Consider the following 15,280-nt stretch of genomic DNA (forward strand, 5'->3'; position numbering starts at 1 on the left):
GTTTACCGGAGGACGAATTATCCGCCAGAGCCCCCATTCCGGGGGAGGACGGTGGCAAACTGTGCGACCTTTTGTGCGACACCGCGGGGATTGCCAGCTTGCCAGCCCCCCGCAGAAGTCCGGCGGACAGAACGCCGGCCGGGGACCCCGAATCACATGAGCGCCATCCAGACCACCGATGTTTCTGCCCGCGCGGACGGCTGCCTTGCCGAACTGACGCTCGACCTCGACCCGCAACTGCGCTTCGCAAACGGCGAGCTGCAACTCACTGCGCAAGCCCTGCGCGTGCGCTTCAACAGCGCAGACGCCTGGCAGGAATGGCCCATCACCGCCGACCAGCGCCTGCAACTGGGCGACCATGCCGGCGTAGCCACACTGGAGCTGCTCGACAGCCACCGACGCCTCGCCGTCTGGCGCTTCACGCTGGCCCAGAACATCGCCGCGCAGCGGCTCTGCGACGAGTTCGAAGCGCTTGTCGACACGCTCAACCACAGGCCCGCCCCACCGCCCGATGACACCGAGCGCTGCCCCTCGTGCAAGGCCCCCCTGACGCCCGAAGATGACGAGTGCCCGGTGTGCAGCAAGGCCCTGCACACGCCCCCTTCCACCTGGACCCTGCTGCGCCTGTGGCGCTTCGCCAAGCCCTACAACGGCCAGCTGCTGGCGGGCTTCCTGCTGATGCTGGCGAGCACGGCAGCCACCCTGGTGCCGCCCTACCTCACCATGCCGCTGATGGATGACATCCTCATCCCCTTCCAGAACGGCCAGAGCATCGATCGCGGCCTTGTTACGCTCTATCTCGCCGGCCTCGCGGGTGCCGCGCTGCTGGCCTGGGCCCTGGGCTGGGCCAAGACCTACATCCTCGCGCTGGTGTCGGAACGCATCAGCGCCGACCTGCGCACCACGACCTACGAACACCTCATGCAGCTGTCGCTCGAATACTTCGGCGGCAAACGCACAGGTGACCTCATCTCGCGCGTCGGCACCGAGTCCGACCGCATCAGCGTGTTCCTGTCGCTGCATGCGCTGGACTTCATCACCGATGTGCTGATGATCGTCATGACGGCGACCATCCTGTTCAGCATCAACCCCTGGCTGGCGCTGGTGACCCTGCTGCCCCTGCCCTTCATTGCCTGGATGATCCACCTCGTGCGCGACCGCCTGCGCACCGGCTTCGAGAAGATTGACCGCGTGTGGGGCGAAGTCACCAACGTGCTCGCCGACACCATTCCCGGCATTCGCGTCGTCAAGGCTTTCGCGCAAGAGGCACGCGAGACCAAGCGCTTCCGAGACGCCAACGCCCACAACCTCGCCATCAACGACCGTCTCAACAAGACCTGGTCGCTGTTCTCGCCCACCGTCTCGCTGCTTACCGAACTGGGCCTGCTGGTGGTGTGGGCCTTCGGCATCTGGCAGGTGTCGCATCACGACATCACGGTCGGCACGCTGAGCGCCTTTCTCGCCTACATCGGCCGCTTCTACGGCCGTCTCGACTCGATGAGTCGCATTGTCTCGGTCACGCAGAAAGCCGCCGCCGGCGCCAAGCGCATCTTCGACATTCTCGACCACGTCTCCAGCGTGCCGGAACCCACCAGGCCCGTGCATCTGGCGCAGATCAGCGGACAGATCAGCGCACATGACATCGGCTTCCGCTATGGCAACCGCTCGGTGCTGCGGGGCGTGAGTCTCGACATCCAGCCCGGCGAAATGATCGGCCTCGTCGGCCACAGCGGCTCGGGCAAGAGCACGCTGGTGAACCTGATCTGCCGTTTCTACGACGTCAGCGAAGGCAGCCTGCGCGTCGATGGTGTCGACATCCGCTCGCTGCCGATTGCCGAATTCCGCCAGCACATCGGTCTGGTGCTGCAGGAACCCTTCCTGTTCTTCGGCACCATCGCCGAGAACATCGCCTACGGCAAGCCCCACGCCACGCGGCAGGAGATCATCGCTGCCGCGCGCGCGGCCCACGCCCATGAATTCATTTTGCGTCTGCCGCAAGGCTACGACTCGCTGGTCGGCGAGCGCGGTCAGGGCCTCTCCGGTGGCGAACGGCAGCGCATCTCGATTGCGCGTGCGCTGCTCATCAACCCGCGCATCCTCATCCTCGACGAAGCCACCTCCGCCGTCGACACCGAGACCGAAAAGGAAATCCAGCGCGCACTCGACAACCTCGTCAAGGGTCGCACCACCATCGCCATTGCTCACCGTCTGTCCACGCTGCAGAAGGCGGACCGCCTGGTCGTCATGGACCGCGGCCAGATCGTCGAGATCGGCCCGCACGACGCGCTGATGGAGCGCCGCGGGCACTACTGGCGCCTCTACCAGGCACAGGCGCGTCACGAGGCGCAAGCCGCCGAACACGCTCTTGCAGGAGGCCAATGATGACGACCACCGTCACGCTCAGCCGCAACCCCTTCGGCCATCTCGTCGCCACGCTCGCCGATGGCAGCGTGCATGAGTCCGTCACGCCCGTGCGCGCTTTCCCGATTGCTGCGCCAGATGAAGGCTTCTCGCTGACCGGCCACGATGGTCACGAAGTCGCGTGGCTGGATCGTCTCGACCAGCTCGATGCTGCGAGCCGCGCGTTGATCGAAGAAGAACTCGCCAGCCGCGAGTTCATGCCCGAGATCCGCCACATCCGCAGCGTCAGTACCTTCGCCACACCCAGCCAGTGGACGGTTGACACCGATCGCGGCGAGTTCAGCTTCACGTTGAAGGGCGAAGAAGACATCCGCCGCGTGGGCGGCGACACCCTGCTGATCGCCGACAGCCACGGCGTGCAGTTCCTGATCCGCCATCGGCTGCAGATGGACCGGCACAGCCGTCGCATCCTGGATCGCTTCCTGTGATTCGCAGCCTTCTCCTCATCGCGCTGGCAGCAAGCCTGCATGGCAATGCGCAAGCCGCCAGCAAGGTCGTCTGCCACGTGACCTACGGTGGCGCCGCGCAGCGCATCGAAGCCCAGCCCGTTGCCTCGCCCTACAAGGTGCCGGTCGTCGAGATCGGCTCCTATTTCCTGTTCCGCATTGTCCTGCAGACCGCGCCGCGCGAGCTCGCCGCAGCCAAGATCTACACCTACGCCGACCAGGAAGACTCGCCCGTCATCATCCACCAGGCCAGCCACCCCTGGCCCGCCGCAAACCGTCGCCAATACGGCTTCACCGGCCTGCAGCGCGTCTATGAGCCGATGCGCGACGGCGAACTCGAATACTGGTGCGAGGCCCGCTGATGCTGCGTCTCCTTGTGCTATTGCTCAGCCTTGGCATCACCACCGCGCACGCTGCCGGGCCGCGCACACTGAGTCTGGCCTTCGGCGGCGACATCATGCTCGACGACGGCCCCGGACGCGTCATCGCCAACGGCGGCGACCCACTGCGCCACATCGCACCCTGGCTCGCCGGGGCGGACTACCGCATCGCCAATCTCGAAGTGCCCGTGGCGACCGTCGGCAAACCCCTGGCGAGCAAAATCTTTACCTTCCGCGCCCGGCCCGAGACGCTCAAACTCGTGCGCGGCCGCTTCGACGCCGTGTCGGTCGCCAACAACCACGCGGGTGACTATGGCAAGGCGGCCTTCCTCGAGACGCTGCAACACCTCGACGCGTACGGCATCGCGCGCTTCGGCGGCGGCCGCAATCTCGAGGAAGCCCATGCACCGCTGTGGATTGAACGCAATGGCCTGCGCATCGCCGTGCTCGGCTACAACGAGTTCAAGCCCCGCAGCTTCGAAGCCGGCCCCAGCTGGCCCGGCGTCGCCTGGAGCGAAGACAGCCACGTCGTGGCCGACATCCGCGCGGCGCGCAAGGCCGGCGCCGACCTCGTCATCCCCTTCATGCACTGGGGCTGGGAACGCGAACCCGACCCGACCGAGCGCCAGCGCCGCCTCGCCCGCCTGATGATCGACGCCGGCGCAGACGCCGTGGTCGGCACCCATCCCCACATCACCCAGGGCGCCGAGATCCATCGCGGCAAGCCCATCATCTACAGCCTTGGCAACCTCGTCTTCGACAGCTTCCAGAGCGACGCGCTGCGCACCGGCTGGCTGCTGCGGCTTGAACTCGACGCACACGGCGTCACGAGCTGGCGCACGCAAACCGTGTTCATGGACGCAGACGGCGTACCCGAGCTGCGCGACTCCCCCAGCCCCTGCGGCCGACGCGGCCAAATCGAAGTGCAGCAATGCACGCCCTGATCAAGGACATCCCATGCGCATTCTCGCCAGCCTGCTCCTGAGTCTCGCCGCACTGAGCGCGCAAGCCGAAGTCAGCTTCACGCGCACGGCGTTACAGATTGGCATGTACCGCATCGACGCCGAAGTCGCCGACACCGACGCCGAGCGTCAGCAAGGCCTCATGTTCCGCAAAAGCATGGCGCCCAACGCCGGCATGCTCTTCGTCTTCCCCATTGCGAGCCAGCACTGCTTCTGGATGAAGAACACCGACCTGCCGTTATCGATTGCCTTCATCGACAGCGACGGGCGCATCATCAACATCGAAGACATGAAGCCGCAGACCGAGACCTCGCACTGCGCGCTCAAGCCCGCTCAATACGCGCTGGAAATGAACAAGGGCTGGTTCAAGGACAAAGGCCTGAAGGCCGGCAGCAAGGTCAGCGGCCTGCCGCGCTGAGGTCATGGCAAGCGCCTCCCCGGAGCGCGCCCCCAAAGTACAGCGACAGCGACAGCGGACCAGCTCCGACCTTCCGGCCAAACCCAAAACAGAAAGGCTGACAGAGCGCCTGTGCACTCTGTCAGCCTTCGGCCAAGTTCGGCTGTTTCAGCTTTGCAGGCGACGACGTGCCGTCAGACCAATGATGCCCAGACCTGCAAAAAGCATCGCGTAGGTTGACGGCTCAGGCACCGCAGCGATATTCCAGCCCATATCCTTCAGCATACCGACCGTCAGGCCATCAATCGGTCGGCTCACGCCGGCATAGGCCGGAAAGCTCATCAGAGAGTTCAATGAACCATCCAGCGTCGTCAGCGTGTTGGAAGCGATGGAACCATCGGCGTTCGGAGCAAGGACGGAGAGCTTGACAAGCGCCCCACCATTGGCCGCAACGGCGTTTGCCCCGGTCCAGTAGAGGCTGCCTGATGTCAGCGCGGTCGCGCGCTGGGCATCCGTCATGGCCAACAGGGACGTACCGTTGCCGTCCACGACGAAGGTGTCGTAAATGCCCGCATAGCGGGGATAGGAATTGGTCGCCGGGTCGTAGGCCCGGTAAAACCCACCTTTCACGGCGCCATCGGCATGCGTGGTCGCCCCGCGGTAGATCCGCGAGTTGCCGGCGTATCCCAACACTTGCGCAATACCACGCTGTGCATAGGTTTCAAAATCAAACTGCCCAGCGCCGGGCTGGCCATCCAGCCCCAGATAGGTTGGGACATTCGGGCTGAAAGTCAGCGTGTAATCTGCACTGCTGCCATTCAGGTTGCGCCCGGCCAGATGCTCAGCCAACGGTGCTGTATAGACGGTGTTGATGTTGCCTTTGTTGTCCAGACCGGCATTTGCATACACAGAGCCGACAGTACTCGCCCCCGCCACGGGACTCGAGCTCGTGCTCGCAGTATTGAAGCTCACCGCGATATTGATCGTCTCACCAGCATAGCTCGCGACGAGCATGTCGCCCCAAGTCTGGCCCGCCAGCTGCAGAGCCGCCTTGCGCTGCGCGCCGAGCGTCGCATCGTTGAACCCGACGCCAGCGGCATCCTGATAAATGAAATTGAAAGTCACAGGCGCCGCGTGGGCGGCTGCTGCAAAGCTCACTGCACATGCCAGCGCGATTTTCTTGATCATCAACTACTCCCGGAAACATCTGATTTGAAGGCCAATAGATTGTCTTCGAGATGCATGACAAACCGATTGCCCAATGGTCGGCGGAGGGGAATTCTCTGTGAGAAATCTCACATCATTGCGGTACTGGTTGCTGCACCACACCAAAGCTCTGGACGACACCATCGCCTTGTAATGAAAAAGGCCGCTTGCGCGGCCTTTTGTTCCGGTAGTCCGGCGGCTTACTTGCCCTTGCCACCCAGCAGGAAAGCGACAGTCTTGCGCGGTTTGCCCGGCGCGGGTTTCTTGCTGGTCGTGACAGCGGTCACAGCACCGTCGTCGGTCTTGGCGTCGTAAGGGCGCGAGAAATCGAAACCATCGGGCGCCACGGTCGGCATGGCGTTGCGCGGTGGCAGGCGCGGGCGTTCGCTGCGCTCGGCGCGCTCGGTGCGCGGCGGACGCTCGCCACGCTCTTCGCGATCACCACGACCGCGACGTGACTGGCGACGCAGCTCTTCAGGCGACACATCTTCGGTGAAGCCGGGCACCACGGTCTGCGTGATCTTGATCTTGATCATCTTCTCGATGGCGGCGAGGCGTTGTTGCTCTTCGCCAGCGACCAGCGAAATGGCCTTGCCCAGCTTGCCCGCACGACCCGTGCGGCCGATGCGGTGCACGTAGTCTTCGGGGTTGGGCGGCAGTTCGAAATTCACCACACAAGGCAGGTCGTCGATGTCGAGGCCGCGCGCGGCAACATCGGTCGCGACGAGCACGCGGATCTCGCCGTTCTTGAACTTCTCCAGCGCTTCGGTGCGCTGCTGCTGGTTCTTGTCGCCGTGGATGGCGTCGGCACTGATGCCTTCGCGCACGAGGTGCGTCGCAAGGCGGCTGCAACCGAACTTGGTACTGGTGAAGACCAGCACCTGGTGCAGGTCTGCATCGAGCAGCAGGTGCGCCAGCAGCTCACGCTTGATGGCCGTCGGCACGGGGTGCACTTCGTGCGTGATGGTCTCGTTCACCGCGTTGCGGCGCGCGACTTCGATGAGCTGCGGCTGCTTGAGCATGCTGTCGGCGAGCTTCTTGATTTCGTCCGAGAAGGTGGCCGAGAACAGCAGGCTCTGACGCGTCTTGGGCAGCATGCCGAGGATGCGGCGGATGTCGGGGATGAAGCCCATGTCCAGCATGCGGTCGGCTTCGTCGAGGACGAGGAACTCGACCTGGTGGAACAGGATGGATTTCTGCTCGACGTGATCGAGCAGTCGGCCCGGCGTGCAAACGACGATCTCGACGCCACGGCGCAGTTCGGCGAGCTGGGGTTTGATATCGACGCCGCCATAGATGCAGACGCTGCGCAGCGGCAGGTGCTTGCTGTAGGTCTGCACCGACTCATGCACCTGCATGGCCAGTTCGCGCGTCGGCGCAATGATCAGGGCGCGCACCGGGTGGCGCGCCGGCGAGGTGCTGGTGCTGGCGTGGCGGGCAAGGCGATGCAGCAGGGGCAAGGTGAAGCTGGCGGTCTTGCCTGTGCCGGTCTGCGCGCCCCCCATGACGTCGCCGCCGGCGAGCACGACGGGGATGGCCTGACGCTGGATTGGCGTCGGCTCGGTGTAGCCGGCGTCTTCCACCGCACGCAGCACTTCGGGGCACAAGCCCAGTTCAGCAAAACTCATCGCAAATCCGGCCAAAATCCGGCAAATATCTTGAATATGTAGCGCGCGAGTATACCCGCAGCGGCTTGCGGCCGTGAAATTGCTTCACGCACAGCCGCCCGGACTCAGCCAAGCGCCAGATAGGCCGTGATCTCTTCGCGGTCGTGGTAGAGGTGCTTCATGCGCAAGGTGTAGCTCAGACCTTGCTCGGTGAGCGCCTTGTCGATGATTTCGCGGCAACGATTGATCTCGTCGAAACGCTTCTTCATGGGCAGTTTGAGGTTGAAGATCGTGCGCCGGCAGCTGCGGCTGGCCACCCAGTCGGCCATCAGGCGCGCCACGCGGGCGGGCTGCTCGACCATGTCGCAGACCATCCAGTCCACGGGCTTCTTCGGCCGCCAGGTGAAACCGTCAGCGCGCACATGCTCGACCATGCCGGTTTCCAGCACCGCCTCGGCCATCGGCCCGTTGTCGACCGACTGCACGTGGATGCCGCGCTGGGCGAACTGCAGCGTCCAGCCGCCGGGGCAGGCTCCCAGATCGACCGCACGCAGGCCGGCGCGCAGGCCTTTTTCGCGCTCAGCCTCGCTCATCAGGGCATAGAAAGCTTCGGCCAGCTTGAGTGTGGAGCGGCTCGGCGCGCCGCGTGGCATGCGCAGGCGGGGCACGCCCATGGGCCAGGGCGACGAGTCGCCGGCCGCAGAGAGGCCGATGTCGCAAGCTTCAGAGCTCTCGAAAAACAGGTGCAAGGTCGGGAGCGTGGCCTGCGCGCGCAGCACGCCGACCTTCTGCAGCGCTTTTTCGAGGTGCGGTGTGAAGCGCCGCAGGAAGCCCGACATCTCCTTGGCCTCGTTGGTGTCGGCAAACTCGCAACTGACGCGCCCTGCCGCCAGCCCCATGGCGGCGAGCTGCGTAGCAATGACGCCGGCACGGTCCTGCTGCGGCAGGTTCTCGATGCGGTCTATCCAGGCGTAGCGCTCGCGCGCAAACACCCAGTCAGGAAAAGGCCGCGCAGCCAGCAGCTCGCGCCAGTCCTGCGGCGCATACAGCTCGAAGCGCAGAAAAGCCGTGTCCGCTTTAGCACGCGCAAACCCGCTATTACCCGCCTCGGCAACAGCCTGTGCCGCCTCGCTGGCGACCTCGCCTTCGAAGCCGCCACGGCAATGCAAAAGGAGGCCTTTGGCCTGCAGATTCATGAATGGCGCCCGGTTTCTGGAAGGCGCCGAGTATAGCTGCGAAGCAATGCAGCCTCCGGGCTGACGGTCAGCGGTCACCTTCCTGTGTCCGCCCCCTGAGCACCCGCCCCTCAGTGCCCACTCTTCTCCTTGTCGGCCGGCTTGGCCGCATCGTCCGCAGCCTCGCGCTTGCGTCGCTCGGCCAAACGCGCGCGACGACGCTCTGACGCACTGCCGCTGGCTTCGGCTGCCGGTTCCGAGGCGCCATCGGCGTGCTCATCCCCTTGCTCCGTCTCCTTGTTGCGCTTGGAGACCAGCAGGCCCGGCACGGGGAATTCCGGTTTCACGACCTCGATCTTGTTCTGCATCATGTAGTCGTTCATCTCGCGCCAACCGTTGAAAACTGCCGCCTTGGAGGCCTTCTGGTTGAGCGTATAGCAGTCCTCCAGCGCTCGCCCCGATTGCCGGCAGGCGCTGCCGATGGCGCGCCCCTCCGCCTCGCGCTCGGCCGCCTCCTTGGCCGGATCAGGTATGCCCAGCCGCTCACAGGCGGCCAGCAATGGCAGCAGGAGGCTGAGGCAAACGAGACGCAACGTGGCTTGGCGCATGATGTGAGGGAAAGCGGTGACAGAGATGGCTCCTGTAGCCTTAACGTCCCCCGCCCGGCCAAACTTGAGTCACGGCCCGCCCTGCCGCCGTTCCGCACCCCCTGCCGCCGGGCAGGTCAGGCGTTCGGCAGCATGCCGACGCTGCTAGATTCGCTTCGTCTGCAGACCGCAACCGACCATCATGCCCCGTCCCGCCCCCCTGCCCGACTGGCCCTGGCCCGCTGTCATGGCGCACCGCTGTGGCGGCGCTCTGGCCCCCGAGAACACCCTCGCTGGCCTGCGCGTCTGCCGCAATCTGGGCTGCGGCGGGGTCGAGTTCGACGTCATGCTCACGCGCGACGGCACGCCCATCCTCATGCACGACGAGACCCTGCCGCGCACCACCAATGGCGAGGGCCGCGTGCTGGACCACGGCGACGCCTGGCTGTGGACGCTGGACGCCGGCATCCGCCACCACGTCTCGTTCGCGGGCGAGCCCATCCCACGCTTCGTGCAGGCCATTGAGCGTTGCCGCGCGCTGGACCTAGCTGCCAACGTCGAAATCAAGCCCTGTGGCGGCCACGAACGGCGAACCGGCGAAGTCGTCGCCCGCCTCGCCCGCCAGGGCTGGGAAGGCGCCGTCGTACCGCCCCTGTTGTCTTCGTTTTCCGTCGACGCCCTGCGCGCTGCCGCTGACGCAGCACCCGGCCTGCCGCGCGGTTGGCTGACCGACCGCGTCCCGGCCGACTGGCAAGGCATCGCACAGGATCTTGGTGTCATCGCCATCCACACCAACAGCCTGCACCTCACCGAAACGCAGGCCGCCGGCATCAAGGCCGCCGGCTTGCGACTGGCCGTCTATACCGAAAACGACCCCCAGCACGCGCGGCTGCTGCGCAACTGGGGCGTCGATACCATCATCACCGACCGGCCGGACCTGATCCGCGCCTGATCCACGCCTGCGCGCGCCCTGCACCCCGTCTGACTACGACTAAAGTTCACTGTCGCTACTCCGATAACCCTCATGGGCGGCAGAACCGCCGCCTCCCTCCTGCCCAGCCCCCGCAGGGGAGTGATCAGACAGCCCTGACGGACTCGATCATCGCCTCGCTTCAGCGGTGGGCCCTTCACGATCCAGCAACCGTCATGCGCGTCTGCACCCGCCACCACGTGGAAAAGGAGAGACGACATGCAGTCCTGGCGCACGCGCTCAAAGCTACTTGGCCTGAGCGGATTCCTGCTCGCAGCAACCCTGATCGTTGCCCTGTCTGGCCTCAGTGGCATGCGGATGGCCGTTCAGGCACTGGAGCATTCCTATGAAGCCGGTGCCGTGCATCTGACCGAGCTCAAGGTCATCGCCGACATGTATGCGGTGAACATCGTCGATACCGCCCACAAGGCGCGTAATCACAACATCTCGCATCAGTCCGCACTCCAGAACATCGCTGAAGCCGAGACAAAGATCGCCGAGCAGTGGCAGCGCTTCAAGGCCAGCAACCCGATTGACGAAGAGCTGGCCCTGGTGCGCGAAATCGAGCCACTGATGGCAAAAGCCACTCCAGGCATTGCCAGCCTCAAAGAGGCCCTGCAGCGCAGCGATGAGAGCCGAATTGCGGACTTCACCGTCAAAGAGCTCTACGCACTCATCGACCCGCTCTCGGAGAAATTTTCAGCCCTGGTCGACATCCAGCTTGCCGAGGCCAAGGATGCCCACGAAGCCGGCGATCGCGAGTACCGCAACAACCTCCCCACCTCGCTGACTATTCTGGCCGCTGCGCTCGGCATCGGTATCTGGCTGACCTTCAGCATCACGCGACAGATCACCCTCGCACTGGGCGGCGAGCCGGCAGAAGTCAAGGTCATTGCCGAGTCCGTTGCCGCTGGCGAGCTGGGCTCCACTGGCGAAACGGCCGCCACCACGGGCGTACTGGCCAGCATGCGGATGATGCAGAACAAGCTGCGCGCCATGGTCGGCGGCATCGCGGACATTTCGAACAGCCTGGGCGCCCACTCGGGTCAGTTGGCCAGCAACTACGTACAAGTGATGGCGGCCTCGCGGCAACAGGGTGAGGCTTCCGCGCGCATGTCCGAAGCAGTTCAGCAACTGACTGTGAGCATTGCTGAAATCGCAAGCAAGGCGGCGATAGCGCAGCAGATTGCCCAACAGGCCAGCCAGGTCTCAGAAGAAGGCCAGGAGAACGTGAAAGCTTCCGTGCACAGCATGTCTGCGATTGCCGACATCGCCAGCATCAATGCAGAAGAAGTCAGCCGCCTCTCCGCCGACTCGCGCAGCATCAGCACAATCGTCACGGTCATACAAGGCATCGCCGAACAAACCAACATGCTGGCGCTGAATGCCGCCATCGAGGCCGCGCGCGCTGGCGAGCAAGGACGCGGCTTCGCGGTTGTCGCCGACGAAGTGCGCAAGCTCGCCGAGAGAACCTCCAACTCCACGGGCGAAATTGTCACCCTCGTAGCCGCCATCCAGCGCGGCACGGACGCCGTCAGCGAACGCACCAGAGTGATGTGCGCACAGATTGAAAGTGGCACGCAACTGGCCTCGCGTGCCGGTGAAGCCATGGACGATCTGCGTGAAACCATCCGCAACAGCAGCGACACCATCAGCAGCATCTCGCATGCTCTGGCGGACCAGCGCAAAGTGTCTGAGAACGTCGCCCGACACGTCGAGAGCGTAGCCAGCACAATGGAAGAGAACACCGCCGCGCAAGCCAACGTGGCCAGCTCAGCGCAGGACCTCGAACGACAGGCGGAGTTGCTGCAAGGCATGGTGCGGAAGTTCCGCCTGCGCTGAGCGCGTCATGCCATGAAAATTGCCGTCTTGATTGCCTTCAGCTCCCGGCTTCAGGAGGATTCTGTCTTGCGATACGATCTGAGCGCTGCCTGACTGAGCCGCAGAGCCATTAGTTGCACGCGTCCCCCAATGAACGGTGCGTGCAGCATGGAGTCCCGCACAAAAAGTCTTGAAGTCATTGCCCCCCGTTGTGCCGACAAAAAACAGATCTGAATCTGGCGCGCAATCAAAGATGACCTCCTCGCCACGCCCGCACGCCCCCCTGGCATCCGCCTTGCCAATACGAAGTCTGGCAACGATCTTTCTGTGCAGCTTTGCGCTTTCACTGATAGGCATCACGCTCTCTCGCATGCCCGGCACGGTTGCCACACTGTGGTACGCCAACGCCGCCGGCACCATGTTCATGCTTGCGCACCCCACCCGCATCTGGCCAGCCGTGCTGGGTGTCGCACTGGGCGGCAATCTGGCTGCCAACCTGGCGGTGGGAGACTCTTTGCTGGTGTCGCTCAGCTTCCTGCCTGGCAACGGCATCGAAATCCTGCTCGCGGCAACGCTGCTGAATCGTCTTGGCGGTTGCTGTGAGGCCTACAAGAACCCAGCCGCACTGCTGCGCCTCTTCTGCATCGGCGGCCTCATCCCCACCCTCGTAGGGGCTACCCTCGGCGCCGCGACGCTGGCCTGGCACGGCTACGCCACGTTCCAGCATGCATGGCCCAAATGGTTCGAAGGCGCGCTGATCGGCACGGTATCCATCCTGCCGCTCGGCTTCTTCATCCTGCGACAAGGCAGCAGCGCCGTGATCACAACGGTGACGGACCCCACCGCATTCGCCATGATGCTGGGTGCCGCCGGCATCGCACTCGTCGGCTCATCGGCATTGCCCTACCCATTCATATCGATTGCCATCCCGCTGGCCTTTCTGGCTGTGCGCAGCGGCTTCCTCATCACGGCGCTCGCAACATTTCTTGCCTCCCTGTGCATAGGGACACTGATCGCCCAGGGGTGGCTCTCGCCACTCGGCATGGATGCCAGCTGGACCCACGTCCATTTCTACCTGGGCCTGCTGCTCTCGCTGGTGCCGGCACTGCTGCTTGCCGCATCAATTGAGGGGGGCCGTGATCTGGTGAGAGATCTGGATAGCGCCCGCCAACGTGCAGAACTGGCCTTCGAGACCAAAAGCCGCTTCCTCGCGAACATGAGTCACGAAATCCGCACACCACTGTCCGCCACCATGGGCATCCTTGACCTGCTGAACGCCAATCCACCCGAAACTCGCCGGCAACAGCTCGTCACCCAGTTGCGGACAGCCACCCAGAACCTGCGCACCGTGGTCGACGACATTCTCGACTACTCACGCGCCGAGGCAGGCCAGCTGCAACTTGAAAACACCCCATTCAGCCCGCATGCCCTGTGCAACGACTTGCGTGATGTCCAGCTTGCCCGCATGTCTGCCGAGAATGGGCCGAGCCTGGCGGTAAAGCTCGACAACGCCATTCCCCCTCTTCTGCTTGGTGATGCCTTCCGGCTGCGCCAGGTGCTGATGAATCTGCTCGACAACGCCGTGAAGTTCACACCGACCGGCCACATCGAACTGGCGCTCAGGCTAAAGCGGCGCAATGGCGATCATGTTGACCTCGAGTTCTCCGTTACCGACACGGGAATCGGCATTCCGACTGCGCAACAACAACAGATTTTCGAAGCGTTCACTCAAGCAGACCCTTCGATCAGACGGCGCTTTGGTGGAACAGGGCTGGGTCTCTCGATCTGCCAGCGCATCGTCAGCCAGATGGGCGGAAAAATCGAACTCGACAGCCAGGAAGGTCAGGGCAGTCGCTTCGACTTCACGTTGCGACTGCCGATTGCTACACAGAGCGACCCACAGTCCGATGGCGCGGCGGCACCCCGCAGGCGCCTTGGAGGCATACGCACCCTGCTGGTTGAAGACAACGATCTCGGCGGCTCCGTGCTCACTGCCCTGCTCCAGCAGGAGGGCGCCGCAGTGCGTCTGGCCGAGAACGGGCTGCATGCGATAAGTTTGCTGGAAGACCCCGAGAACACCTTTGACCTGGTCCTCATGGACTTGCACATGCCCATTCTGGATGGGCTGGAGGCCACGCGGCGCATCCGCAGCATCGGCCGGCTGGCCACGATCCCCATCGTGGCCATGACAGCAGACGTCCTGCCAGAGAGCAGGGAAAAGTGCCTGAGCGCAGGCATGAATGGGCATCTGGGCAAGCCGCTGGACATGGATCAGCTTTGCCAGACCATCGCAGCGCTGCAAGCGTCCGGCAGCCTGGCACTTGCACGGCCCCCGGCAGAAGCCGCGCGCGCTACGGACCTTGACCTGCCCGATACCTTGCGACGCCTGGGAAACAATGCGGCGCTGTTCCTGCGCACGGCAAAGCGATTCAGTAACGAATACGCCTCGCTCACGAGCCAGCTCGCAGCCTGGCGCGAGAGCAACCAGATCGCGTTGATTGAGAACGCCCTGCACAACCTCAGAGGCAATGCCGCCACACTGGGCATGGCACAGCTGGCAGCCCATGCCCAATCGCTGCGACAGCGAAGCCACAGCTTGAAGAGCACGGACATCGAATCGCTCACCACCACGCTGAGCGACGCACTGCGCCAGCTCACAGCCGCTGTGCAGCAGCTCGAAACCGTTCCTTGCGGAGCATCCAACACATGAGCGGCTGCATCGCCATTGCAGAGGACGACCCGATCCAGCAGGACGTGCTGAGCACCACGCTGGAATCGGCGGGCTACACGACCTTGACGTTCAGCAACGCCGAGAGCCTTATAGCCCGCCTGGACTCCGCCACACAGCAACCCGATCTCGCACTGCTCGACATCGGGCTGCCCGGCATGTCCGGACTGGCTGCTGCAGACTGGATCCAGAACAATACTGCCGTACCGTGCATCGTCATCACTGGCGACGACCAGGCGGCCAGCGTCGAGCAAGCCATTTCGGCAGGCGCCTTTGCATACATCGTCAAACCGCTCGATGCCGATCACCTGATGCCGCAAATACGCACCGTCATGGCACGCCATGCCGAACAGCGGCAATTGCAATCCCGTCGCACGCAGCTTGAACTGGCACTCCAGACCGACCGGGGCGTCAGCGTGGCCATCGGCATCCTCATGCATGCCCTGCAGATCGATGAGGCCGCCGCCTTCGAACGCCTGCGTGCCAAGGCCCGCGCCAGTCGCACGCCGATAGCCACACTGGCACAGGCCATCGTCGAGCGGCGTACCCCCTGACGCGCCGCGCAGGCAGAGACTGGGGG

At 64.2% G+C, this 15,280-nt stretch carries 14 protein-coding genes; 9 read left to right on the forward strand and 5 right to left on the reverse strand.

The genetic code is table 11. The features are described from left to right. Window positions 1–156: 156 nt before the first annotated feature. The 5 genes from ABEA02_RS15445 to ABEA02_RS15465 are packed head-to-tail and all read left to right on the forward strand — an operon-like array spanning window position 157 to window position 4,627. Window positions 157–2,382 (forward strand): cyanophycin metabolism-associated ABC transporter, encoded by a 2,226-nt coding sequence (locus ABEA02_RS15445; protein WP_345533991.1) that lies wholly within the window; start codon window positions 157–159, stop codon window positions 2,380–2,382. After that, the gene (locus ABEA02_RS15450) at window positions 2,382–2,849 is read left to right on the forward strand and encodes a cyanophycin metabolism-associated DUF1854 family protein (protein WP_345533992.1); all 468 of its coding nucleotides are present in this window, start codon (window positions 2,382–2,384) and stop codon (window positions 2,847–2,849) included. The genes ABEA02_RS15445 and ABEA02_RS15450 overlap by 1 nt, the downstream gene beginning before the upstream one ends. Further along, the gene (locus ABEA02_RS15455) at window positions 2,846–3,229 is read left to right on the forward strand and encodes a hypothetical protein (protein ID WP_345533993.1); all 384 of its coding nucleotides are present in this window, start codon (window positions 2,846–2,848) and stop codon (window positions 3,227–3,229) included. Before ABEA02_RS15450 ends, ABEA02_RS15455 begins: the two co-directional genes overlap by 4 nt. Beyond that, entirely contained in the window at window positions 3,229–4,191 is a 963-nt protein-coding gene (locus ABEA02_RS15460) for a CapA family protein (protein WP_345533994.1), read from the forward strand. The genes ABEA02_RS15455 and ABEA02_RS15460 overlap by 1 nt, the downstream gene beginning before the upstream one ends. 13 nt (window positions 4,192–4,204) lie before the next feature. Next, entirely contained in the window at window positions 4,205–4,627 is a 423-nt protein-coding gene (locus ABEA02_RS15465) for a DUF192 domain-containing protein (protein WP_345533995.1), read from the forward strand. A gap of 147 nt (window positions 4,628–4,774) precedes the next feature. Here the strand turns inward: ABEA02_RS15465 and ABEA02_RS15470 are convergent, their stop codons facing one another. The 4 genes from ABEA02_RS15470 to ABEA02_RS15485 form a co-directional block, all read right to left on the reverse strand. Next, window positions 4,775–5,794, reverse strand: coding sequence for a PEP-CTERM sorting domain-containing protein (locus tag ABEA02_RS15470; protein ID WP_345533996.1), 1,020 nt, complete (start codon window positions 5,792–5,794; stop codon window positions 4,775–4,777). A gap of 218 nt (window positions 5,795–6,012) precedes the next feature. Further along, window positions 6,013–7,440 carry a DEAD/DEAH box helicase gene (locus ABEA02_RS15475; RefSeq protein ID WP_345533997.1) on the reverse strand — a complete coding sequence of 476 codons (1,428 nt, stop codon included), beginning with the start codon at window positions 7,438–7,440 and terminating at the stop codon, window positions 6,013–6,015. Between the two features lie 104 nt (window positions 7,441–7,544). Continuing rightward, window positions 7,545–8,615: a 23S rRNA (cytidine(2498)-2'-O)-methyltransferase RlmM gene (rlmM, locus tag ABEA02_RS15480; RefSeq protein ID WP_345533998.1), complete on the reverse strand. Its 1,071-nt coding sequence runs from the start codon at window positions 8,613–8,615 to the stop codon at window positions 7,545–7,547. Window positions 8,616–8,725: 110 nt separating this feature from the next. Then, window positions 8,726–9,202: a hypothetical protein gene (locus ABEA02_RS15485; protein WP_345533999.1), complete on the reverse strand. Its 477-nt coding sequence runs from the start codon at window positions 9,200–9,202 to the stop codon at window positions 8,726–8,728. A 181-nt stretch (window positions 9,203–9,383) separates the two neighbouring features. Between ABEA02_RS15485 and ugpQ the strand changes: the two genes are divergently transcribed. Further along, on the forward strand, window positions 9,384–10,133 hold the full coding sequence (gene ugpQ, locus ABEA02_RS15490; RefSeq protein WP_345534000.1) for a glycerophosphodiester phosphodiesterase: 750 nt from the start codon (window positions 9,384–9,386) through the stop codon (window positions 10,131–10,133). Between the two features lie 237 nt (window positions 10,134–10,370). Then, on the forward strand, window positions 10,371–11,993 hold the full coding sequence (locus ABEA02_RS15495) for a methyl-accepting chemotaxis protein (protein ID WP_345534001.1): 1,623 nt from the start codon (window positions 10,371–10,373) through the stop codon (window positions 11,991–11,993). On the opposite strand, the gene ABEA02_RS15500 is transcribed toward ABEA02_RS15495, so the two are convergent. Next, complete coding sequence (locus ABEA02_RS15500) at window positions 11,925–12,329, reverse strand: hypothetical protein (RefSeq protein WP_345534002.1); 405 nt, start codon at window positions 12,327–12,329, stop codon at window positions 11,925–11,927. The genes ABEA02_RS15495 and ABEA02_RS15500 overlap by 69 nt on opposite strands. A gap of 13 nt (window positions 12,330–12,342) precedes the next feature. Here ABEA02_RS15500 and ABEA02_RS15505 point away from each other — a divergent pair, with 13 nt between their 5' ends. After that, a complete protein-coding gene (locus tag ABEA02_RS15505) occupies window positions 12,343–14,682 on the forward strand; it encodes an ATP-binding protein (protein ID WP_345534003.1) in 2,340 nt (779 codons plus the stop codon). Next, a complete protein-coding gene (locus ABEA02_RS15510) occupies window positions 14,679–15,254 on the forward strand; it encodes an ANTAR domain-containing response regulator (RefSeq protein ID WP_345534004.1) in 576 nt (191 codons plus the stop codon). The genes ABEA02_RS15505 and ABEA02_RS15510 overlap by 4 nt, the downstream gene beginning before the upstream one ends. Window positions 15,255–15,280 lie beyond the last annotated feature (26 nt).

Origin of the sequence: Viridibacterium curvum, from assembly GCF_039544165.1 — a bacterium.
Lineage (GTDB): Bacteria > Pseudomonadota > Gammaproteobacteria > Burkholderiales > Rhodocyclaceae > Viridibacterium > Viridibacterium curvum.

Coding starts and splice junctions, on each gene's coding strand:
- rlmM (WP_345533998.1), bottom strand. CDS start 8,615: ATGAATCTGCAGGCCAAAGGCCTCCTTTTGCATTGCCGTGGCGGCTTC.
- ABEA02_RS15470 (WP_345533996.1), bottom strand. CDS start 5,794: ATGATCAAGAAAATCGCGCTGGCATGTGCAGTGAGCTTTGCAGCAGCC.
- ABEA02_RS15460 (WP_345533994.1), top strand. CDS start 3,229: ATGCTGCGTCTCCTTGTGCTATTGCTCAGCCTTGGCATCACCACCGCG.
- ABEA02_RS15505 (WP_345534003.1), top strand. CDS start 12,343: ATGCCCGGCACGGTTGCCACACTGTGGTACGCCAACGCCGCCGGCACC.
- ugpQ (WP_345534000.1), top strand. CDS start 9,384: ATGCCCCGTCCCGCCCCCCTGCCCGACTGGCCCTGGCCCGCTGTCATG.
- ABEA02_RS15450 (WP_345533992.1), top strand. CDS start 2,382: ATGACGACCACCGTCACGCTCAGCCGCAACCCCTTCGGCCATCTCGTC.
- ABEA02_RS15475 (WP_345533997.1), bottom strand. CDS start 7,440: ATGAGTTTTGCTGAACTGGGCTTGTGCCCCGAAGTGCTGCGTGCGGTG.
- ABEA02_RS15465 (WP_345533995.1), top strand. CDS start 4,205: ATGCGCATTCTCGCCAGCCTGCTCCTGAGTCTCGCCGCACTGAGCGCG.
- ABEA02_RS15495 (WP_345534001.1), top strand. CDS start 10,371: ATGCAGTCCTGGCGCACGCGCTCAAAGCTACTTGGCCTGAGCGGATTC.
- ABEA02_RS15510 (WP_345534004.1), top strand. CDS start 14,679: ATGAGCGGCTGCATCGCCATTGCAGAGGACGACCCGATCCAGCAGGAC.
- ABEA02_RS15500 (WP_345534002.1), bottom strand. CDS start 12,329: ATGCCTATCAGTGAAAGCGCAAAGCTGCACAGAAAGATCGTTGCCAGA.
- ABEA02_RS15485 (WP_345533999.1), bottom strand. CDS start 9,202: ATGCGCCAAGCCACGTTGCGTCTCGTTTGCCTCAGCCTCCTGCTGCCA.
- ABEA02_RS15445 (WP_345533991.1), top strand. CDS start 157: ATGAGCGCCATCCAGACCACCGATGTTTCTGCCCGCGCGGACGGCTGC.